Source organism: Immundisolibacter cernigliae, from assembly GCF_001697225.1.
Classification (GTDB): Bacteria; Pseudomonadota; Gammaproteobacteria; order Immundisolibacterales; family Immundisolibacteraceae; genus Immundisolibacter; species Immundisolibacter cernigliae.
The window spans coordinates 2,318,298-2,337,574 of the sequence record NZ_CP014671.1; the positions used below are offsets into that span (position 1 = coordinate 2,318,298).

At 69.1% G+C, this 19,277-nt stretch carries 19 protein-coding genes; 9 read left to right on the plus strand and 10 right to left on the minus strand.

Going from position 1 to position 19,277, the window contains the following annotated elements; translation table 11 throughout:
* Window positions 1-122: 122 nt before the first annotated feature.
* Window positions 123-719: an acyl carrier protein phosphodiesterase gene (locus PG2T_RS11030; RefSeq protein WP_236953341.1), complete on the minus strand. Its 597-nt coding sequence runs from the start codon at window positions 717-719 to the stop codon at window positions 123-125.
* 158 nt (window positions 720-877) lie between these two features.
* Between PG2T_RS11030 and fnr the strand changes: the two genes are divergently transcribed.
* From fnr to PG2T_RS11045, 3 genes are all read left to right on the plus strand, one after another.
* Window positions 878-1,633 (plus strand): fumarate/nitrate reduction transcriptional regulator Fnr, encoded by a 756-nt coding sequence (gene fnr, locus PG2T_RS11035; protein WP_236953245.1) that lies wholly within the window; start codon window positions 878-880, stop codon window positions 1,631-1,633.
* Between the two features lie 90 nt (window positions 1,634-1,723).
* Entirely contained in the window at window positions 1,724-3,058 is a 1,335-nt protein-coding gene (locus PG2T_RS11040) for an aromatic ring-hydroxylating oxygenase subunit alpha (protein ID WP_068805276.1), read from the plus strand.
* 128 nt (window positions 3,059-3,186) lie between these two features.
* Window positions 3,187-4,269 carry a glycosyltransferase gene (locus PG2T_RS11045; RefSeq protein WP_068805279.1) on the plus strand — a complete coding sequence of 361 codons (1,083 nt, stop codon included), beginning with the start codon at window positions 3,187-3,189 and terminating at the stop codon, window positions 4,267-4,269.
* Window positions 4,270-4,317: 48 nt separating this feature from the next.
* On the opposite strand, the gene PG2T_RS11050 is transcribed toward PG2T_RS11045, so the two are convergent.
* Complete coding sequence (locus PG2T_RS11050) at window positions 4,318-5,010, minus strand: OmpW/AlkL family protein (protein WP_068805282.1); 693 nt, start codon at window positions 5,008-5,010, stop codon at window positions 4,318-4,320.
* A gap of 179 nt (window positions 5,011-5,189) precedes the next feature.
* On the minus strand, window positions 5,190-6,737 hold the full coding sequence (gene norR, locus PG2T_RS11055) for a nitric oxide reductase transcriptional regulator NorR (RefSeq protein WP_068805285.1): 1,548 nt from the start codon (window positions 6,735-6,737) through the stop codon (window positions 5,190-5,192).
* Between the two features lie 213 nt (window positions 6,738-6,950).
* Here norR and hmpA point away from each other — a divergent pair, with 213 nt between their 5' ends.
* Window positions 6,951-8,126: an NO-inducible flavohemoprotein gene (hmpA, locus tag PG2T_RS11060; RefSeq protein WP_068805289.1), complete on the plus strand. Its 1,176-nt coding sequence runs from the start codon at window positions 6,951-6,953 to the stop codon at window positions 8,124-8,126.
* Between the two features lie 69 nt (window positions 8,127-8,195).
* Window positions 8,196-9,392, plus strand: coding sequence for an NnrS family protein (locus tag PG2T_RS11065; RefSeq protein WP_068805295.1), 1,197 nt, complete (start codon window positions 8,196-8,198; stop codon window positions 9,390-9,392).
* A 136-nt stretch (window positions 9,393-9,528) separates the two neighbouring features.
* Here the strand turns inward: PG2T_RS11065 and PG2T_RS11070 are convergent, their stop codons facing one another.
* Window positions 9,529-10,521 carry a YbgA family protein gene (locus tag PG2T_RS11070; RefSeq protein WP_068805312.1) on the minus strand — a complete coding sequence of 331 codons (993 nt, stop codon included), beginning with the start codon at window positions 10,519-10,521 and terminating at the stop codon, window positions 9,529-9,531.
* Between the two features lie 27 nt (window positions 10,522-10,548).
* On the opposite strand from PG2T_RS11070, the gene PG2T_RS11075 reads away from it, so the two are divergent.
* Window positions 10,549-12,069, plus strand: a complete 1,521-nt coding sequence (locus PG2T_RS11075; protein WP_068805315.1) for an FMN-binding glutamate synthase family protein — start codon at window positions 10,549-10,551, stop codon at window positions 12,067-12,069.
* Between the two features lie 176 nt (window positions 12,070-12,245).
* Here the strand turns inward: PG2T_RS11075 and PG2T_RS11080 are convergent, their stop codons facing one another.
* Both PG2T_RS11080 and PG2T_RS11085 read right to left on the minus strand, forming a co-directional pair.
* Entirely contained in the window at window positions 12,246-12,749 is a 504-nt protein-coding gene (locus PG2T_RS11080) for a flavin reductase family protein (RefSeq protein ID WP_068805318.1), read from the minus strand.
* 2 nt (window positions 12,750-12,751) lie between these two features.
* Window positions 12,752-13,153, minus strand: coding sequence for a group III truncated hemoglobin (locus PG2T_RS11085; RefSeq protein ID WP_068805335.1), 402 nt, complete (start codon window positions 13,151-13,153; stop codon window positions 12,752-12,754).
* A gap of 332 nt (window positions 13,154-13,485) precedes the next feature.
* On the opposite strand from PG2T_RS11085, the gene PG2T_RS11090 reads away from it, so the two are divergent.
* The 3 genes from PG2T_RS11090 to PG2T_RS11100 are packed head-to-tail and all read left to right on the plus strand — an operon-like array spanning window position 13,486 to window position 15,744.
* Window positions 13,486-13,980, plus strand: a complete 495-nt coding sequence (locus PG2T_RS11090; protein WP_068805338.1) for an aromatic-ring-hydroxylating dioxygenase subunit beta — start codon at window positions 13,486-13,488, stop codon at window positions 13,978-13,980.
* Window positions 13,981-14,003: 23 nt separating this feature from the next.
* Window positions 14,004-15,275, plus strand: coding sequence for an aromatic ring-hydroxylating dioxygenase subunit alpha (locus tag PG2T_RS11095; RefSeq protein ID WP_068805342.1), 1,272 nt, complete (start codon window positions 14,004-14,006; stop codon window positions 15,273-15,275).
* A gap of 43 nt (window positions 15,276-15,318) precedes the next feature.
* Complete coding sequence (locus tag PG2T_RS11100; RefSeq protein WP_068805345.1) at window positions 15,319-15,744, plus strand: HIT family protein; 426 nt, start codon at window positions 15,319-15,321, stop codon at window positions 15,742-15,744.
* A 15-nt stretch (window positions 15,745-15,759) separates the two neighbouring features.
* Here PG2T_RS11100 and PG2T_RS11105 read toward each other — a convergent pair whose 3' ends face one another.
* The 4 genes from PG2T_RS11105 to trxB all read right to left on the minus strand — a co-directional run bounded on the left by PG2T_RS11105 (window position 15,760) and on the right by trxB (window position 19,165).
* Entirely contained in the window at window positions 15,760-16,971 is a 1,212-nt protein-coding gene (locus PG2T_RS11105) for an SAM-dependent methyltransferase (RefSeq protein ID WP_068805353.1), read from the minus strand.
* A 281-nt stretch (window positions 16,972-17,252) separates the two neighbouring features.
* Window positions 17,253-17,651 (minus strand): PilZ domain-containing protein, encoded by a 399-nt coding sequence (locus tag PG2T_RS11110; RefSeq protein WP_068805356.1) that lies wholly within the window; start codon window positions 17,649-17,651, stop codon window positions 17,253-17,255.
* A gap of 31 nt (window positions 17,652-17,682) precedes the next feature.
* Complete coding sequence (locus PG2T_RS11115; RefSeq protein WP_068805359.1) at window positions 17,683-18,216, minus strand: Smr/MutS family protein; 534 nt, start codon at window positions 18,214-18,216, stop codon at window positions 17,683-17,685.
* Window positions 18,200-19,165 carry a thioredoxin-disulfide reductase gene (gene trxB, locus PG2T_RS11120; protein ID WP_068805362.1) on the minus strand — a complete coding sequence of 322 codons (966 nt, stop codon included), beginning with the start codon at window positions 19,163-19,165 and terminating at the stop codon, window positions 18,200-18,202. The genes PG2T_RS11115 and trxB overlap by 17 nt, the downstream gene beginning before the upstream one ends.
* Between the last annotated feature and the right edge of the window lie 112 nt (window positions 19,166-19,277).

Consider the following 19,277-nt stretch of genomic DNA (forward strand, 5'->3'; position numbering starts at 1 on the left):
GTTGGCCGGCCCGGGAATCCGTCGCTGCGCCTTTTCAGGCGCGAATCCCGCTGTGCGGCCGGCTGGCTATGATGCCCGAAGCTGCGCGGCCAGAGCCGCTCCGGCGCGCGGATCGGGTGTTTTCAGGCCGCCGGCTGCACGCAGCGCGCGACGACCTCGCTGCGCGCGAAGGCCAGCGTGGCCGGGAACAGCTGCGAGAAATCCTGCGCGATGCCGTCGCGGGCCGCGGCCAGGTCGGGGAACACATTGGCCAGGGTATTGGGCCGGCGAACCCGGCCGGCCATGCGCGCCAGGACTTCGGCGATGACCGCCGGCTCGCGATAGCCGGCGAGCAGGTCGCGGCTGGCCATGAAGCCGGCAAACCGCACCAGATTCGGCGGCAGGGCAGGGTGGTGCTCATCGAGCGTCGCATATACGCCGGCGGCGAACCGCGCCAGCGGCACGCTGCTGTAGCGCGCCCAGTCGCAGGCCAGCAGATGGTCGTAATAGACATCCAGCGCCACCCGCGCCCAGCGCCGCTGCTCGGCCGGCAGGCGCGCCACGCTGCGGGCGGAGGCGGCATGGCGATCGACAAAGCCGTCGATGCGGCGGTGCAGGCGGATGCCGTCCTGCCAGGCGGGCGGGTAATGCGGCGGCGGAGCGCCGCGCACGAAATCACCCAGCAGGTTGCCGACCAGCGAGCAACCGGCTTGCTGGGCGATCAGCGCATGGGCAAGCACGTTCAAGATGCCGCTCCGCAGGGTGCAGGCCGGGCCGGATGCCCGGTCGGGTTGTGATTATGGCAGCCGGACAAGGCGCGCCGCGCGGCTGGGTCATTCGCTGGCGGCGGGGGCTTGCGCCATACTGCGCGCTTCATTCCGATATCAGGATTCGCGGTGTGAACGAGACCTCACTGTCCCTGCGCAACATGCAGCGTGCCTGCCGTAGCTGCAGCCTGCACGAGCTGTGCCTGCCGCTGGGCGTGAGTGACACGGACATCGACCTGCTGGAGAAGATCGTGCACCGCTCGCGCCCGCTGCCGCGCGGCAAATATCTGTTCCGCGAGGGCGACCCGTTTACGTCCATCTTCGTGGCCAGGTCCGGGGCGGTCAAAAGCTTCACCGTCGGTCAGGACGGCAGTGAGCAGATCATCGGCTTTCACCTGCCGGGCGAGCTGTTGGGCCTGGACGGCTTGACTCAGGGCGTGCACGCGGCCAGCGCCCGCACGCTGGAAACCGTCAGCGTGTGCGAGGTGCCGTTCGAGCGCCTCGAGGAAACCGCCCGCCAGGTGCCGGCCCTGCAGCATCAGTTGCTGCGCCTGATGAGCCGCGAGATCACCAAGCGCGAGGAACAACTGCTGTCGTTGGGCAAGCAGGCGCCGGAGCGGCGTCTGGCGGTGCTGCTGCTGAGCCTGTCGGTGCGTTTCTCGCAGCGCGGCTATTCGGCAACGCGTTTTCTGTTGCCCATGGCGCGCATCGACATTGCCAATTTCCTCGGCCTGGCGGCGGAAACGGTCAGTCGCCTGCTGCGCCGCCTGCAGGATACGCAGGTGCTGGCCATCGACGGCCGCGCGGTCGACATCCTGAACCTGCCCGAGCTGCGCGCCCTGGCCGGTGCCGAGCCGGAAGAGCCCGCGCGCGAAGCCTGCCGCTGAGCGCCTGCGCCTTGACAGGCGTCAACGGCTGCCGGCACACCCCGTGCCACCCTGAAGGTCGATTTCGCGTGACCGGCAGGGATCTTCGTCATGGACTGCCCAAGCACAAGCCGGGGTTTCTCGGGTTTCAGTGCCTACGTCGATGAACGGCCCGTGGATGGCGTGCGCCGGCTCGACCGCGGCCTGTACACGGACCCCGAACTGTTCGACCTGGAACTGGAACGCATCTTCGAGGGCGGCTGGCTGTACCTGGCCCACGAGAGCCAGCTTCCGTATCCGGGCAATTTCGTCACCCTGACCCTGGGTCGCCAGCCGGTCATCGTCAGCCGCGACGAGCGTGGTCACGTCGGCGCCTTCATCAACGCCTGTCCGCACCATGGCGCCACGCTGCTGCGTGAGGCGCAGGGCAGCGTGCCGGATTTCAGCTGCCCGTCGCACGGCTGGTGTTTCAACCTCGATGGCGAGCTGGCCGCAGTGCTCAAGGAAAAGGACGGCGCCTACCCGCCGCAGTTCGACAAGCGCCAGCATGGCCTCAGCCGGCTGGCGCGGGTGGACAGCTACCGCGGCTTCATCTTCGCCAGCCTGAACGCCGCGGTGCCGTCGCTCAGCGACCACCTGGGGCCGGCAGCCCGCTGCATCGACCTGCTGGTCGACCAGAGCGAGGAGGGGCTGGAACTGCTGCGCGGCCAGGCCACGTACACCTATCCTGGCAACTGGAAGCTGCAACTGGAAAGCGGCGTCGACGGCTACCACGTGCATGCCACGCACGCCACGTACATCGCCACTGCGGATCGACGGCGGGCCCGCGGCACCGGGCGCGACGCCGTGCACGCCATGCAGCTGGGCCGCGTGGACCGGCAGAAGCACAGCGGTTACTTCGACCTCGGCCGCGGTCACGTGATGCTGTGGGGCGACTGGCCGAATCCGCAGGACCGGCCCAATTTCAGCCGCTACGACGAGTACCGCGATCGCCTGGGCGAGGCCACGGCGCGCTGGATGGTCGGGCGCCTGCGCAACCTGCTGATCTATCCCAACCTGCTGCTGCTGGACCACATGTCCTCGCAGCTGCGGGTGATCCGGCCGCTGGCGGTGGACCTGACCGAAGTGACCACGCATGCCATCGCCCCGCGCGACGAAGAACCCGACGACCGCCTGCGCCGCATTCGCCAGTACGAGGATTTCTTCAACGCCAGCGGCATGGCCACGGCCGACGATCTGAGCGAGTTTCGCCAGCGCCAGATCGGCTGCAACGGTCGCGCCGTGCGCTGGAGTGATCTCTCGCGCGGCCTGGCGCGCGTGGGCAATGCCGAACTGGCGCAGGAGCTGGGTCTGGACTTGCCCCCTGGCGGCGCCAGCCTGGAGGACGAGGGCGCAGCCATGGTGCTGCACCGGCGCTGGCTGGCGCTGATGCAAGGCACCGGCTGAGGCCAGAATCGGGTACAGGCGGCCCGGCGCAGGCTCGCGCGGGCGCGGTTTTGTTCGGCAAGCCCCCATCAAGGGCGGCCCGATGACCGACAATCCGCCGCCTTGCAGTCCCCCGAGAGCGCGCCTGGATGCCCGAACTGACCGTCGTAGTGCCCACCTTCAACGAGGCGGGGAACCTCGCCGCCGTGGTGGCGGAAGTCGAACAGGCGCTGGCCGGGGTGGACTGGGAACTGCTGTTCGTGGACGACGATTCGCCCGACGGCACGGCCGACCGGGCGCGGGCGATGGCGCAGCGCGACCGGCGCGTGCGCTGCCTGCAGCGGATCGGCCGCCGGGGCCTCGCCAGCGCCTGCATCGAGGGCATGCTGGCCTCGTCGGCGCCGTATGTGGCGGTCATGGACGGCGACCTGCAACACGATCCGGCGCTGCTGCCGGCCATGTTGGACACCCTGCGCGGCGGCGGGACCGATATCGTCATCGGCAGCCGCCATGTCGCCGGCGGCGGACTCGGCGACTTTTCCAGCCAGCGTCAGGGCATCAGCCGCCTGGCAACGCGCCTGAGCCGGGCCGTGCTCAAGGCCGACCTGAGCGACCCGATGAGCGGCTTTTTCATGCTCACCCGGCCGGCACTGATGGACTGCCTGCGCCACGGCGTGTCGGCCATCGGTTACAAGATCCTGGTCGACCTGTTCGCGTCGGCGCCGCGGCCGCTGCGCTTTGCCGAGCTGCCCTACACCTTTCGTGCGCGTCAGGCCGGCCACAGCAAGCTCGACAGCAAGGTGGTGTGGGACTACCTGATGCTGCTGGCGGACAAGCTGGTCGGGCGTTTCGTGCCGGTCAGGTTCCTCGCCTTCTCGGCCGTCGGTGGCCTGGGCGTCGGGGTGCATCTGGCCGTGCTGGGGCTGGCGTTTCGCGGCCTTGGCATGGGCTTTGTGGCGGCGCAGGCGCTGGCCACGCTGGTGGCCATGGGCTTCAACTACGTCCTGAACAATTCCCTGACCTATCGCGACCGGCGCCGGCGCGGTTGGCGTTTCTTCACCGGCTGGCTGTCGTTCGTGCTGGCCTGCAGCGTGGGCGCCTTTGCCAACGTGGGCATCGCGGCCTACCTGTTCGACCGGCAGACCTTCTGGTTGCTGTCGGCCCTGTCCGGGGTGCTGGTCGGCGCGGTTTGGAACTACGCCGTGACCAGCGTTTACACCTGGCGCACGTGAGGCGCCATTCGTGCGGTCGCCGCGGGTTGCCCGGCGGCGACCGAAAGCTCAGAAGCGTCGGCCGATGCCGATGCCGTACACCCAAGGATCGATGTCCACGTCCACCTTCAGGCGCCCGAGGGCATTGGTCTTGATGGTGGCGGTGGTATCCATGTCGATGTACTTGACGTCGGCGTTGACGAACCAGTCCTTGTTGATGGCCACGTCCACGCCGACATTGCCGGCCAGGCCCCAGGAGTCGTTCAGTTCCACGCTGGCCTTGCCGCCCATCGCCGTCTTGAAGTCGGACGTGGCGTCCTCGTTGAAGAACAGCGTGTAGTTCAGGCCGATGCCGGCGTACGGGCGGACGATGCCGTTGGTGTTGAAGTGGTATTGCATGGTGAGCGTCGGCGGCAGTGTGCGCGCATCGAACAGCTTGCCCAGGCCCGCGATCGACCCGGTGCCACTGACGTCGTGTTCGCTGGACGCCAGGATCAGCTCCAGACCCCAGGCGGGCGTCAGCATGTAAGTGAAATCCAGCTCCGGGGTGATGTTGGAATCAAGCCCGGCGCCGCTGCCCGGAATGGCGCCGGCGGCGCTGCTTTTCACTGTGCTGCTGTTCTCGCGCGGATCGACGGCGATCACCCGGCCGCGGATCAGCAGGTCACCGGCTTCATAAGCCGCCGCGGACTGGGCCGCGCCGGCGCCGGCGAGCACCAGGCCGAGGGCGGCGACGCGGCCGGCGTCATGGATCATCGTCATGGGTTGGGTACCTCCGTTACGGCGGCACACCGTGTGCCGCGCTGTGGCGCGGACTGCACGAGCAATCGGCGCCAGGCCAGTATCGGGAGATGACGATTTGGCACGTTGACGCGTGCCCAGAAGCCGGATGCGGCGGCTTGATGCCGGTCAATACGCTGCGCGGAATCGCCGGATCAGACTCATTTCAGGCCGAGGCGTCCGGCCAGACGCTGCAGGTTGCCCCGATCCTGTCCGAGCTCGCGCGCGGCAGCGGCCCAGTTGCCGGCGTGGCGGCTCAGGGCCTGCTCGATCATGCGTCGCTGCAGGTCCGCGACCGCCTGGCGCAGGCCGGTCTGGGCGGGCGGCGTGTCGACGGGTGCATCGTCGATCGCTGCGCTGGCCGTCGGCGACAGGTCCAGATGCTGCGCATGCACGGTCAGGATGCGCGGGCGCTGCGGCTGCTGAGACAGCGCGCGCAGGGCGGCCCGGCCGATCAGGTGTTCGAGCTCGCGCACGTTGCCGGGCCAGGGCTGGTGCAGCAGGGCCTGTTGCGCGTCGGCGGCCAGGCGCAGGCCGCGCAGGCCCAGGCGCACGCGGTTTTCCTCCAGGAAGCCGCCGGCCAGCAGCAGCACGTCGCGGCCACGCTCGCGCAGGGGCGGCACGGTGAGTGGATAGGCACCGAGCCGGTGGTACAGGTCGGCGCGAAAACGCCCGGCGCGGACTTCCGCCGCCAGATCGCGGTTGGTGGCGGCCAGCACGCGCGCATCGACGTGGTGTTCGCGGTCCGAGCCCAGGCGCTGCAACTGGCCGCTTTGCAGCACGCGCAGCAGCTTGGCCTGCACGGCCATGGGCAGCTCGCCGATTTCGTCCAGCAGCAGCGTGCCGCCGTCGGCCAGTTCGAACTTGCCGCAGCGCTCGCGCACTGCGCCAGTGAAGGCGCCGCGCACGTGGCCGAACAGCTCGCTTTCGACCAGGTTGTCCGGCAGGGCGGCGCAGTTGAGGGTGATCAGCGGCTGCTGCGCACGGCGCGAGCGGGCGTGGATGGCCTGCGCCACCAGCTCCTTGCCGACGCCGGTCTCGCCGCTGATCAGCACCGTCAGGTCGGTGGCGGCAACCGTGTCGATCTCGGCCTGCAGGCGGCGCATGGGCGCGCTGTGGCCGATCAGCTCGCGCTGGCGCAGCGGCGCCGGGTCTTGCGCCAGGGTGCGCGCCAGCTGTTGCTCGCGCTGTGCCTGCTGGGCGAGGCTGCTGATCCGTTCGCCGGCGACCACGACGGCGCTGGCCAACCGGCCGTAGGCCTCCAGCAGCTCCAGATCGACCGCGCCGAAGGCCTGCGGGTCCAGCGCATCCAGCGTGAGCAGGCCCCAGGGATGTTCGTCGACGTACAGCGGGCAACCCATGCAGTCGTGCACTTCGAGCTGGCCGGTTCGCCCCTCGACCAGCCCGTCGTAGGGGTCGGGCAGCTGGCAGTCGGCCGCCAGGCGCGTCGGCCCGCGCCGCTGCAGCAGTGTCAGCAGGCGCGGGTGGTCCTGCAGGCGAAAGCGCCGCCCCAGCGTGTCATGGCTCAGTCCGATCACCGCCAGCGGTTGCAGCGTGTCGCCTTCCAGACGCAGCAGCGCAGTGGCGTCACAGGGGAAAAGCGCCAGTGCGGCCTCCAGCAGGTGTCGGTAACGGGCCTCGTCGGGCTCGTCCCGGGCCAGGGTTTCGACCACCTGCGCGAAGGCTGCGAGCTGTTGGGGTGGAGTCATTTTGACGGCTCAGAGATGTCGTATCGACTTCATTGAAGGGTTGTCATTCTGACATCGAGAGAGGGGACGGCGTGTAACCGAGCGGCTTTCCTGCATGGCACGAAACGTGAGATGTGCAATGCGGAACGGACAAGCTGTGTCGCGCGTAAGCACCCGGCAGGGGACGCGCGACCGGCCAGGTCCGGGATCAATGCACTGCCATGGAGTCAGACAATGCTTTCCGAACAACACCGTGATCTGGTCAAGGCCACCGTGCCGCTGCTCGAAGCCGGCGGCGAGGCGCTCACCCGCCACTTCTACGGGATCATGCTGGACGAGTACCCGCAGGTGCGCCCGCTGTTCAACCAGGCCCACCAGGCCAGCGGCGCGCAGCCGCGGGCACTGGCCAACGGCATCCTGCAGTACGCCCGCCACATCGACCACCTGGACGCGCTCGGCCCGCTGGTCGGGCAGGTGGTGCAAAAACACGTCTCGCTGCAGGTGCTGCCGGAGCAATACCCCATCGTCGGCGGCTGCCTGCTGCGCGCCATCCGCGAGGTGCTGGGCGCGCAGGTGGCGACCGATGCGGTCATCGACGCCTGGGCCGCGGCCTATCAGCAGCTCGCGGATCTGTTGATCGGTGCCGAGGCGGATGTGTACGCGGCCGCTGCGGCGGCGCCCGGCGGCTGGCGCGGCGCAAGGCCGTTTCAGGTGGCGCGCAAGGTGATCGAGAGCGACGAGATCGTCTCGCTGTACCTGCAACCGACCGACGGTGGTCCGGTGATGGCCTTCCGGCCGGGCCAGTACATCGGCCTGAAACTCACCGTCGACGGCCAGGAAGTGCGGCGCAACTACTCGCTGTCGGCACCTTCCAATGGCTCGACCTATCGCATCAGCGTCAAGCGCGAGGCGGGCGGACTGGTTTCGAATTTCCTGCACGATGCGGTTGGCGCCGGTACGACGATCGATCTGTTTCCGCCGGCCGGCGATTTCGTGCTGCAGCCGGGCAGCCGGCCGCTGGTGCTGATCAGCGGCGGCGTCGGCATCACGCCGACATTGCCGATGCTGCACGCGGCGCATGAGCAAAACCGGCCGGTGAGCTTCCTGCACTTCGCGCGCAGTGGCCGGGTGCATGCCTTTCGCGACTGGGTGGACGACCTGGTGGCCCGGCACGCGCAGGCGCGGCGGTTTTATTGTTACGAGGAGCACGGCACCGCGCCGGCCGACGCCCATGGTCGGGCGAGCGCCGAGTTGCTGGAGCGCTGGCTGCCGGCGCGCGATGTGGACGCCTATTTCGTCGGGCCGCCGCCGTTCATGGGCGCCATCAAGCGCATGCTGGCCAAGCTTGGCGTGCCGGCCGGGCAGATGCACTGGGAGTTCTTCGGCCCGGCAGCGGCGCTGGAGGCCTGATTAGTGCCGACACTGTGATCTTGCCGTGCGTGGCTCCGGCCGGGCGCGGCGTTTGAGGCGAGGCGGGCAATGGGCGATACCGCGCAGGCATCCGGATCAAGTTCAACGCCGCCGCTGTGGCGACTCGGCTTTCGGCCGTTTTTTCTGGGTGCCGCGCTGTTCGCCGTGCTGGCGGCGGGGCTGTGGGCGGAGGCCTACGTCGGCTGGCTGGGCGGGCTCGCGCCACGCGGCGGCTGGCTGACCTGGCACATGCACGAGATGCCGTTCGGCTTCGCCGCGGCGGTGATCGCCGGGTTTCTGCTCACCGCGGTGCAGACCTGGACCGGCTCGCCTGGCCTGCGCGGCCGGTGGCTCGCAGCAGTGTTCGCGCTGTGGCTGGCCGCGCGCATCGGCTGGCTGTGGCCGGGTTTGCCGTGGCCGGTGCTGGTGGCGCTGGAACTTGCATTCCTGCCGGCGGTGGCGGTGCGTGTGGGCTGGCAGCTCGGGCGCGTCGGACAGCGGCGCAACTATCCGCTGGTCGCGCTGCTGGTGCTGCTGACGCTGATGGACGCGCTGGCGCTGGGGGCGCTGGCGATGGGCAATTTCGAATGGTTACGCCGCGCCGTGTGGGCCGCGCTGTGGCTGATCGGCACGGTCATCGCCATCGTCGGCGGGCGCGTGATTCCGTTGTTCACCGCGAGCGGCCTGCAGCTGCCGGCGCCGCTTGCCCCGCGCCGCTGGCTGGAGGCACCGGCCCACGGCGGCCTGCCTCTGCTCGCGGGGCTGGCGCTCGCCGGGGTGGGGCTGGCGCCGGACATGCGTCTGGCGCCGCTGTTCTTGCTGCTGGGGATCGCCCATGCCCTGCGCCTGGCGCGCTGGTTTCGCCCCGGCGTTTTGCGCGTGCCGCTGCTGTGGTCGCTGCATCTGGCCTACGCCTGGCTGGTGGCGGCGCTGCTGGGGCTGGCGACCTGGCACCTGGGTCTGCCGATCCTGGGCAGTGCGGCGCTGCACCTGTTCACCATCGGCACCATCGGCGGTCTGATCCTGGCCATGATGGCGCGCGTCAGCCTCGGTCACACCGGGCGGGCGCTGCAGCCGCCGGCATTGATGTCGCTCGCGTTCGGGGCCGTCGCTGCCGCCGCTGCTGTGCGCGCCGGACTGGCCGGCGTGGCGCCGCGGCTGGCGGTGGCGCTCTCGGCCATGCTGTGGTGCCTCGGGTTTGGCCTGTTCGTGTGGTGTTACGCGCCCATGCTGAGCCGGCCGCGTGTCGATGGCGGCGCCGGCTGAACGGGCGGCCATCGCCCGGTACTGCCGGCCGCGCCGGGCCGCAGCGGTCCACGCAAACTCCCTTGCCGCGGCGCAGCTGCGGCGTCCGGCAGCCGCCGCCGTCCGGACGTGCCCGCTCGTCCCGGCGGCAACGGCTTCAGGCGTGATAGCGCAGCAGCTGCTCGCGCGGGTCGGGATGCAGATAGGTCTGCCGCGCTGCCCAGGGCTGCGGATAGCGCCGCAGGTGATGGCGCAGCAAGGTGATTGGCACCAGCAGCGGGCCGCGGCCGGTCCGGTAGGCGTCGATGGCCGCCTGCAGCTCGGTCTTGTCGCCCGGGTCGAGCGCGTCCTTCAGATACCCGGCCAGGTGCTGCAGCACGTTGACGTGGTTGCCGACGCTGGCGGGCCGCGCCAGCGCGGCCATGAACTCGCGACCGTACTGGTCCAGCAGTTGTGGCGCCGGGCGCCGGCCGGCGCCGGCCACCAGGGGACCCAGGCGCCGGTACGCGGCCTGGTTGTAGGCCAGCAGCTGGTACTTGTGGCGGCTGTGGAAGTCGATCAGCGCCGCCCCGGTCACTGCGCTCGCCGTCAGGGCCTGCCAGCGGGCATAGGCGAACACCCGCTCGATGAAGTTCTCGCGCAGCGGCGGATCGTTCAGGCGACCTTCCTCCTCCACCGGCAGCAGGGGCTGGCGCGCCATCAGGCCGGCGGCATAGGCGCCGCTCGCGCGCCCGGTTGGCATGCCCGCTTCGGTGTAGGTCTTGACTCTTGCCATGCCGCAGCTGGGCGAATTTTTCTTCAGCACGTAGCCGCACAGGTCCGGCAGATCGCGACTGACGCGCGCCGCTTCGCCGTCCAGCGCTTCGGTCACGTCCAGGGCCGGGTCGTGCACGCCGCGCACACGCAGGCCGGCGGCGGTCTGCACCAGCCGGATTGGCCGGCGTGGCACGCCAAGGCCGATGGCCACCTCCGGGCACAGCGGCAGCAGATCGAAGTGTGCCCCCAGCAGGTCGGCCACGAAGCCGTCACGCTTGTGGCCGCCGTCGTAACGCACCGGCTGGCCGAGCAGGCAGGCGCTGACACCGAGGCGCAGGCGCGGTAGCTCGGGCTTTTCGGGCACGGGGTCGATAATGTACGGGCCAGAGTTCATGTCGCGCCGTTGCCTGGAGCTGTCACGATGCCGATCCTGCCCGAAAACCTGAGTCGCTGGCTGATGGCGGCGCTTGAGTTGCTCGCGGCGCTGTTCATTCTTTCACTCATCGCGTTGGTAATTGCCGCGCTGGTGATGTACGTGGCCGACCGCACGCAGACGCAGCACGCGGTGCTGCGCAATTTTCCGCTGGTTGGGCGGTTTCGGTATCTGTTCGAGCGCCTGGGCGCGTTCCTCCGGCAGTATTTCTACGCCATGGATCGCGAGGAGCTGCCGTTCAACCGCGCCCAGCGCAGCTGGGTGTACCGGGCGGCCAAGAACGTCGACAACACGGTCGCGTTCGGCTCCACGGTGGACATCCACCGGCCCGGCTCGGTGATTTTCGTCAGCAGCCTGTTCCCGCCGCTGGAACAGGAAACGACTCTGCCGGATCCGGTCACGGTCGGTCCGTTCTGCCGGCAGCCGTACACCACGCGCGCCATCTTCAACATCTCGGCCATGAGTTACGGCGCGCTGTCGCAGCCGGCGGCGCGGGCGCTGTCGCTGGGCGCCGCCAAGGCCGGTTGCTGGCTGAACACCGGCGAGGGCGGCCTGGCGCCGGCGCACCTGGAAGGCGGCTGCGATGTGGTGTTCCAGATCGGCACCGCCAAGTACGGTGTGCGCGACGCAGTCGGCCAGTTGTCCGAGCCGCGCCTGCGTGAGCTGGCGGCGCGCGAGCAGATCCGGATGTTCGAGATCAAGCTCAGCCAGGGTGCCAAGCCGGGCAAGGGCGGCATCCTGCCGGCGGTGAAGGTGACGCCCGAGATCGCCGCCATCCGCGGCATTCCGGCCGGCCAGGATTCGCTGTCGCCCAATCGCCACCCGGACATCAACAACCTGGACGATCTGCTGGATCAGATCGCCCGCATCCGCGACATCACCGGCAAGCCGGTCGGCTTCAAGACCGTGATCGGCAGCCTGGACTGGCTGGACGAGCTGTGCGCGATCGTGCTGCGCCGCGGGGTGGAATCGGCGCCCGATTTCATCACCGTGGACAGCGCCGAGGGCGGCAGCGGGGCGGCGCCGATGCCGCTCATGGACGGCGTCGGCATGCTGCTGAGCGACAGCCTGCCGGCGGTGGTCGACCGGCTGATCGCCTGGAATCTGCGCGATCGCATCAAGGTGATCGCCTCCGGCAAGCTGATCAACCCGCGCGGCGCCGCCTGGGCGCTGGCGGTGGGGGCGGATTTCGTCAACTCCGCGCGCGGCTTCATGTTCGCGCTCGGCTGCATCCAGGCCATGCAGTGCAACAAGAACACCTGCCCGACCGGCGTCACTACCCACGACCCGCGCCTGCAGCGCGGCCTAGTGCCCCAGGACAAGGCCGAGCGGGTGGCGCACTTCGCCCGCAACATGGAGAAGGAGATCGCCATGATCGCCCATTCATGCGGGCTGCCGCAGCCGCGGGCGCTGCGCCGCCAGCACGCGCGGATGATGGTGGAGCACGGGCGCTCGATTGGTCTCGAGGAGCTTTATCCGGCGCCGCGGCCGCGTTCGATGGCCGGGTAAATCCCCGGCGCCGGGGCGCCCGATGGGTGTGCCCGCAGGCGCGCAGCTTCGCTGCGCGATGAGGGGAATCGCGCCGCAACGCCATCGCCCGGCACAGCCGGGCTCCTACAAAACCGGGCTCCTACAAAAACCAAAAACAGCGCGGCAGCTGGGTGCCGGCGTAGCAGACGGCAGCCTCAGCCGCCGTAGAACACCTTCTCGCCCAGATCCTTCATCCACAGCGTGGCGTCGTCGGCGCGCCCGGCCGGCTGCTGGCGTACCACCGCCTCGGTCACCTCGCCGATGAACACGCTGTGATCGCCGCGCTCGACGCTCTCGACCAGCGTGCATTCCAGGTATGCCGGCACGGCGTCGAGCACCGGCGCGCCGTTGCTGCCGTCCTGGTACGGCTGACCCGACAACAGGCCCGGCTCGGCCTGTACCGGCTTGAAGAACGCGAAGGCGATGCCGCCCTGCTCCTTGCCCAGAATGTTCAGGGCAAACCGGCCGCCGGCCTTGATGATGGCGTGTGCGCCGGAGTCGACCTTGACGCCGAGCGCCACCAGCGGCGGGGCGAATGACGCCTGCGTCACCCAGTTGACGGTGGCGGCGGCGAGCTGACCGTCCGGTGCCTTGCCGGTCAGCACGTACAGGCCGTAGGGGATCATGCGCAGGGCGGTTTTCTTGTGTTGCTCGTCCATCTTCAATCCTCCTGTTTCTTGTTGGAAGTGGGGTTTTGCAGCTCCGTGCGCACCCAGTCGGCCATGCGCCGGGCCCGGGTGAGCCATACCTCGGCCAGCTCGGCCGGCAGGTGATCGCGCACCGTCGCCTCGAACAGCCGCAGCCACGGATCGACCTGCCCGGGCCGCACGCCGAAATGGCGGTGCACGGTGTGCGGGTTGTAGACATCGTCCCGGTAGCGCTGGCCGCCCAGGTCGATCCACCAGAAGTGCCCGATGCGCGCTTTGACTTCGTCCCAGTCCCTGACCCCGGCGAAGGTGGGGCCAAGTTCCGGGTCGTGCCGCACGCGGTCGTAGAAATCCGCCACCACGGCGCTGATGCGTTCGCGCCCGAGCAGGGCGGCCAGGTCACGGTGAGTGGTCATCGTTTCGATCCCTGCGGCGCCCGATCACGGGACGGGCACGCTCCTGTGGGGCGGCCGGAAGGCGCGGACGTCTGCTCTTTTAAAGACCAGGCTGTCGGTGGTCGTGAGTCCGCGGCCTTCCAACATGGCGTCCCCTCATCGGCATGTGCACAGCAATCTACGCCCGCCGGGCGCGGCGGGCAAAGCCCCGCCCGCGCCGCCGACCTCGATCCTGGCGGCGCCCTGGTTGCCGGTCGCCAGGGTCAGGCGTGAAGCCCTTGACGGCGGTCAATGGCCGCCAGCGGCCCCCGCCCACAATGGCCGCACTGTCACGCCCACACGAGGTGCCGCCCATGTCCACTGCCGTTGCCACGGCCCCTGTCACCACCACGCGCCAGGAAGTCGAAGACCTGATCCACGCCTACGTGCAGTGCATCGACGACGACCGGCTGGAGGAATGGCCGGATTTCTTCGCCGACGACTGCCTGTACAAGGTCATCCCGCGCGAGAACGCGGATCTTGGCCTGCCGGTGGCGGTGATGTTCTGCGACAGCAAGGGCATGCTGCGCGACCGCATCGTGGCCCTGCGCAAGGCCAACATCTACGCGCCGCACTTCTACCGCCACCTGGTCAGCAACACCCGCATCCTGGGCGAGCAGGCCGGCGTCATCACGGCGCAGACCAACTACGGCGTGTTCCAGACCCTGCTGGACGGCGAGACGCGGGTCTACAACACCGGCAAGTACGTGGACAAGATCGTGCGTGTCAACGGCGCGCTGCGCTTCAAGGAGAAGCTGTGCATCTTCGACACCTATCGCATTCAGACCTTGATGGTCACCCCCATCTGAGCCAGCACAAGGAGTAATCAGTCATGGACGCACGCGTAAAACGGACCGGCGGACTCATCTGGCCGGAAGAAGGGGTCAACTCGGCCGTGCCCTACGGTGTATTCACCGAGCAGGCGGTGTACGACGAGGAGCAGGCCCGCATCTTCCGCGGCCCGACCTGGAACTTCATCGGCCTGGCGGCGGAAGTGCCGAATCCGGGCGACTACAAGGCCACCTTCGTCGGCGACACGCCGATCGTGATGACGCGGGACGAGAAGGGCGACATCCACGCCTGGGTCAACCGCTGTGCCCACCGCGGCGCGCTGGTGTGCCGTGAGCTGCGCGGCAACAACGCCGCCGGCACCTACACCTGCGTCTACCACCAGTGGTCTTTCGATGCCCGGGGTGATCTGGTCGGCGTGCCGTTTCGGCGCGGTCTAGGCGGCAAGGGCGGCTACCCGGCCGACTTCGACACCAAGCAGCACGGTCTGCGCAAGCTGCGGGTGGAGAACTACCACGGCGCGGTGTTCGCCACCTTCGACGACGCGATGCCGGGTTTCCAGGACTACCTGGGTGCCGATGGCGCCGTGGACCAGCACCTGCGGCGCGTACTGGAGGGCCGCGACATCGAGGTCATCGGTCACGCCCGCCAGTACATCCCGAGCAACTGGAAGTTCTATGCCGAGAACACCAAGGATCCCTACCACGCGAGTCTGCTGCACCTGTTCCACATGACCTTCGGCCTGTACCGGTCGAGCCAGGTGGGCGGGGTCAAGATCACCGGCGGTTGGCACACGGTGCTGTTCTCGCGCTCCGGCACGGACTCCGAGGAGGCCATCTCCGAGACCAAGGACTCGCAGCTGCGCACCTACCAGGCCGACAGCTACACGCTGGCCGACCCCTCGCTGCTGAAGGGTCGCAAGGGCGAGTGGGGCGACGACGTCACCCTGGTCATCATGTCGCTGATGCCGAACCTGGTCATCCAGCAGATCCAGAACACGCTCGCCGTGCGCCAGATCGTGCCCAAGGGTCGCGATGCCTTCGAGCTGGTGTGGACCTACTTCGGCTACAAGACCGACGACGAGGAGCTGCGCAACATCCGCCTGAAGCAGATCAACCTGATCGGCCCGGCCGGGCTGATCTCCATGGAAGACGGCGAGTCGTCCGTGATCTGCCAGCAGGCGGTGGTGCGCGACCAGAACGACTGGTCCTGCATCGAGATGGGCGGGCGCGACGTGAAGGACGCCGACCATCTGGTGACCGAAACCACCATCCGCGCCTTCTGGGACGAGTACCGGCAGCTGATGGGGTACTAGCGGCTCGCCGCCGCAGCGTCGGCACAGCGGGCACAATGGGCGCATGAATGCACCCTGCCCGCTGTGCCATCCGGACCGCGAGACCGTGCTGTGGCAGGACCGCTCGGCGCGCGTGGTGCTTGTCGGCGACCCGGCCTATCCGGGCTTTTGCCGGGTGATCTGGCAGGCGCATGTGGCCGAGATGACGGACCTGGCGCCGGCACAGCGCCGTCATCTGATGGAACTGGTGTTCGGCGTCGAGACGGCGCTGCGTCAGGTGCTCAGGCCCACCAAGATCAACCTGGCGAGCCTGGGCAACCAGGTGCCGCATGTGCACTGGCACGTGATCCCGCGCTTTGCCGATGACGCGAGCTTTCCGGATGCCATCTGGGCGGCACCCCGACGCGCCGGGGGGCAGCGCAGTGTCGATGCAGCTGCCCTGCGTCAGGCCTTGCGCAGCACCTTGCCGGCCGCGGGCGAAACCGCCTGAGGCCAGCCCGCCGCGTCACCCCGCGCGGCGCAATGTCCGCGGCTGTGCCAGCGGCGCGTACAGGTAATCCCGCGTCAGCGGTACCGCGTCGGCTTCGGCCGCCAGTTGCACCTGTGCCACGGCCATGTCGTCCGTTTCGAAGGACGCTTCCGCGGCGGCCAGATAAAACTCCCACATGCGACAAAACTGCTCGCCCATGCGCTCGGCGACCTCGGCGCGATGGCGCTGAAAGCGGGCCTGCCAGGCGTTCAGGGTCAGCGCGTAGTGCCGGCGCAGCAGCTCCATGTCCATGACCTTCAGCGCGCTGTGCTCGATGCCGGCGGTCAGTTCCGACAGTGCCGGACTGTAGCCGCCGGGAAAGATGTACCTGCGCACCCAGGCGTTGGTGGTGCCCGGCGGACCCAGGCGGCAGATCGTATGCACCAGCGCCACGCCGCGCGGGCGCAGGCTGGCCGCCACCTGGCGGAAAAAGCGCGCGTAATACGGCCGCCCGACATGCTCGAACATGCCGACGCTGACGATGCGGTCGTACTGATCCGCATGTTCCCGGTAGTCCTGCAGCAAAAACTGCACGCGGCCCGACAAGCCGCGTTCCTGTGCGGTGCGCTGCGCGACCGCCAGTTGGGCACGGGACAGGGTCAGGCCGGTCACGTGCACGTCGTGGTGCTGCGCCAGATGCAGGGCCAGGCTGCCCCAACCGCAGCCGATGTCGAGCACGCGCTGGCCCGGCTGCAGGCGCAGCTTGGCGGCAATGTGCTCGGCCTTGGCTCGCTGCGCGGCCTCCAGGCTCAGCTGCGGCACCGCGAAATAGGCACAGGAGTAGTACATCTCCCGATCCAGGAACAGCCGGAACAGCCACTCGTCCAGATCGTAGTGATGGGCCACGTTGCGGTAGCTGGCCTGCACCCGGTTCCACTGCTGCAACAGTCCGCCCAGCAGGCGCCGCAGGCGCCCGCCGTCGTGGGCAAGCTCGCCGGCGTTTCGCATCAGCACCGCCAGCAGCGTCGCCAGCTCACCCGGCGGCGTGTCCCACTCGCCACGCATGTAGCTCTCGCCGAGCGCAAGCTCCGGGTTGGCGATGATGCGCCGCAGGCTGTCGCGGCGGGTGAAGGTCCAGCGCGCATGCGGCGGGCCACTGCCGAACAGGTGCTGGGCACCATCCGGCAATCGAAGTTCGAGCGTGCCACGCCGGATCAAGCGGCCGAGCACGGCAAGTTCGCGTTTCATGGCGAAACCTCCCGACCCCTTGCCCGAGCCTGCCGGATGGAGGTCACCGAACCGGTGGTGACCTGTCCCCGGTCGCCGCCAAGAGGTGCAACCGAAAACACCGAAATCTGCGCCTGCGATTGAAAGCGGCAACTGCCCTGCGGTCAAGGGGACGCCGCGCCGTACCGGCACGGGCGGCCCGTTGCAGCAACGACTTGGAATCGGCTACGCGGCGCATCGCCCGTGGTCATTGAAGCGACTGCCGGCCGGTAATCGGCACTGCTACCTCGCCGGCGTGGTGATCAGGCTTTCCCTGGCGAGCCCGCACCGGCGTTCATGTGCTTGCGCATCATTTCCGCCAGGTCGCGCCGCAGGAAGGCAGGTTCGCCGAGGTTCAGCTCGATCAGCCGGCGCAGCTCGCCCATGCTGTCCAGGTCGATGCCGGTGCACTGCCAGCCGAGTGCGTCCGAATCCTGGTGGCGCAGAATGCCGACCATCTGGATGCTGGTGCCCTCATCGAGGCGAAACCGCAGCGTGCAGCGCTCGCCGAGCTCGCCTTCCCAGCCACGGGGACGGCTGACCAGTGCCCCGTGCAGGGACAGATCGATGGCCTGGCACGGCCAGCTGCGTCCCTGGCTCATGAACTCGGCCTGCACGTGCAGGCTGATGCGGGTATAGCGACGGCGTTCGATCACGTTCATGCAACTCCGGCACACCGGGAAGCCCGGCAGATCAGGCACGGCGCAGCAGCACGCGCATGGCGCCACTGCCACCGTCGCGGGGACCTGCGCTGCGTAGCGCAAGCACCGCGGGATGCCCTTTTAACGACTCGATCACCAGCGGCTTGAGCACCGGCAGATCCTGGCCCGGACGCTGGCCCTTGCCGTGAATGATGCGCACGCGCTCGCAGCCGGCCGCCAGGCAGTCGGCGATGAACGCCTGTAACGCAGCACCAGCCTGTGCCGCCGTCAGGCCGTGCAGGTCGAGCTGCGCCTCGGCCACGAACAGCTCGCCGTCCAGGCGGCGCAGCGCACGCTTTGGCACGCCAGGCCGAGCCAGCCGCACGGTTGCTCCGGGCTCGATGACCGGCAACACGGCCGGCAACGGTGGTGGGGCCTGCGGTCGCCTGCCGGGTGGGGTGACCGGGCGCGCTGCCGGCGGCACCTTGGCGGGCGGCGCCCCGCGCAGCGGCCGCACCGGCCCGACCGCGGCGCGAAACTCGGCGCCCGGATCGGGCGCGTCGGGTGGATCAGTTTTCGAGCCCATCCAGGTAACGCTCCGCGTCCAGCGCCGCCATGCAGCCGCTGCCGGCCGAGGTAATGGCCTGCCGGTAGACGTGATCGGCCACATCGCCGGCCGCGAACACGCCCGGCACGCTGGTGGCGGTGGCGTTGCCGTCGCTGCCGCCGCGCACGCTCAGGTAGCCGCCGCGCATGTCGAGCTGACCGGCGAAGATGTCCGTATTCGGGCTGTGGCCGATGGCGATGAACACGCCGCTGAGCGCGCGCTGCTGCGTGCCGCTGCCGTCGGTGGTGGCGAGGCGCACGCCGGTAACGCCGGACTCGTCGCCGAGCACCTCGTCCAGGGTGTGGTTCCAGACCAGTTCCACCTTGCCGTCGGCGGCGCGCTGCATGAGCCGGTCGATGAGGATCTTCTCCGCCCGCAGGCGATCGCGGCGGTGCACCAGCGTGACCTTGCTCGCGATATTGCTCAGGTAGAGCGCCTCCTCGACCGCCGTGTTGCCGCCGCCGATCACCGCCACTTCCTGGCCGCGGTAGAAGAACCCGTCGCAGGTGGCGCAGGCCGACACGCCGCGGCCCTTGAAGGCGTCCTCGGACGGCAGGCCCAGATAGCGCGCCGAGGCGCCGGTGGCGATGATCAGCGCATCACAGGTATATGTGGCGCTGTCGCCGTGCAGCACGAACGGCCGCCGATCCAGCTGCACCCGCCCGATGTGGTCGAACACGATGTTGGTGCCGAAGCGCTCGGCGTGCCTTTGCATGCGCGCCATAAGCTCCGGCCCCTGCACGCCGGCGTCGTCGCCCGGCCAGTTGTCGACGTCGGTGGTGGTCATCAGCTGCCCGCCCTGGGCGATGCCGGTGATCAGCACCGGCTCGAGGTTGGCGCGGGCGGCATACACGGCGGCGGTGTAGCCGGCCGGACCGGAGCCCAGGATCAGCAGGCGGCAATGGCGCGGGACGGTGGAATCGGTCATGTCGCTCGTAAAGGCAAATGGCTGGGGCGCGCGATTATCCCGCCGCCTGCGATGCAGCCAAAGCGCTTGCCGAAAGCGCCCGTCGGGGGCACCCTCCGGCGCCTGTTAAAAT

Coding starts and splice junctions, on each gene's coding strand:
- PG2T_RS11040 (WP_068805276.1), top strand. CDS start 1,724: ATGGACTGCCCAAGCACAAGCCGGGGTTTCTCGGGTTTCAGTGCCTAC.
- PG2T_RS11075 (WP_068805315.1), top strand. CDS start 10,549: ATGCCGATCCTGCCCGAAAACCTGAGTCGCTGGCTGATGGCGGCGCTT.
- PG2T_RS11080 (WP_068805318.1), bottom strand. CDS start 12,749: ATGGACGAGCAACACAAGAAAACCGCCCTGCGCATGATCCCCTACGGC.
- hmpA (WP_068805289.1), top strand. CDS start 6,951: ATGCTTTCCGAACAACACCGTGATCTGGTCAAGGCCACCGTGCCGCTG.
- PG2T_RS11050 (WP_068805282.1), bottom strand. CDS start 5,010: ATGACGATGATCCATGACGCCGGCCGCGTCGCCGCCCTCGGCCTGGTG.
- PG2T_RS11070 (WP_068805312.1), bottom strand. CDS start 10,521: ATGAACTCTGGCCCGTACATTATCGACCCCGTGCCCGAAAAGCCCGAG.
- trxB (WP_068805362.1), bottom strand. CDS start 19,165: ATGACCGATTCCACCGTCCCGCGCCATTGCCGCCTGCTGATCCTGGGC.
- PG2T_RS11100 (WP_068805345.1), top strand. CDS start 15,319: ATGAATGCACCCTGCCCGCTGTGCCATCCGGACCGCGAGACCGTGCTG.
- PG2T_RS11105 (WP_068805353.1), bottom strand. CDS start 16,971: ATGAAACGCGAACTTGCCGTGCTCGGCCGCTTGATCCGGCGTGGCACG.
- PG2T_RS11095 (WP_068805342.1), top strand. CDS start 14,004: ATGGACGCACGCGTAAAACGGACCGGCGGACTCATCTGGCCGGAAGAA.
- PG2T_RS11110 (WP_068805356.1), bottom strand. CDS start 17,651: ATGAACGTGATCGAACGCCGTCGCTATACCCGCATCAGCCTGCACGTG.
- PG2T_RS11045 (WP_068805279.1), top strand. CDS start 3,187: ATGCCCGAACTGACCGTCGTAGTGCCCACCTTCAACGAGGCGGGGAAC.
- PG2T_RS11090 (WP_068805338.1), top strand. CDS start 13,486: ATGTCCACTGCCGTTGCCACGGCCCCTGTCACCACCACGCGCCAGGAA.
- PG2T_RS11115 (WP_068805359.1), bottom strand. CDS start 18,216: ATGGGCTCGAAAACTGATCCACCCGACGCGCCCGATCCGGGCGCCGAG.
- PG2T_RS11085 (WP_068805335.1), bottom strand. CDS start 13,153: ATGACCACTCACCGTGACCTGGCCGCCCTGCTCGGGCGCGAACGCATC.
- norR (WP_068805285.1), bottom strand. CDS start 6,737: ATGACTCCACCCCAACAGCTCGCAGCCTTCGCGCAGGTGGTCGAAACC.
- PG2T_RS11065 (WP_068805295.1), top strand. CDS start 8,196: ATGGGCGATACCGCGCAGGCATCCGGATCAAGTTCAACGCCGCCGCTG.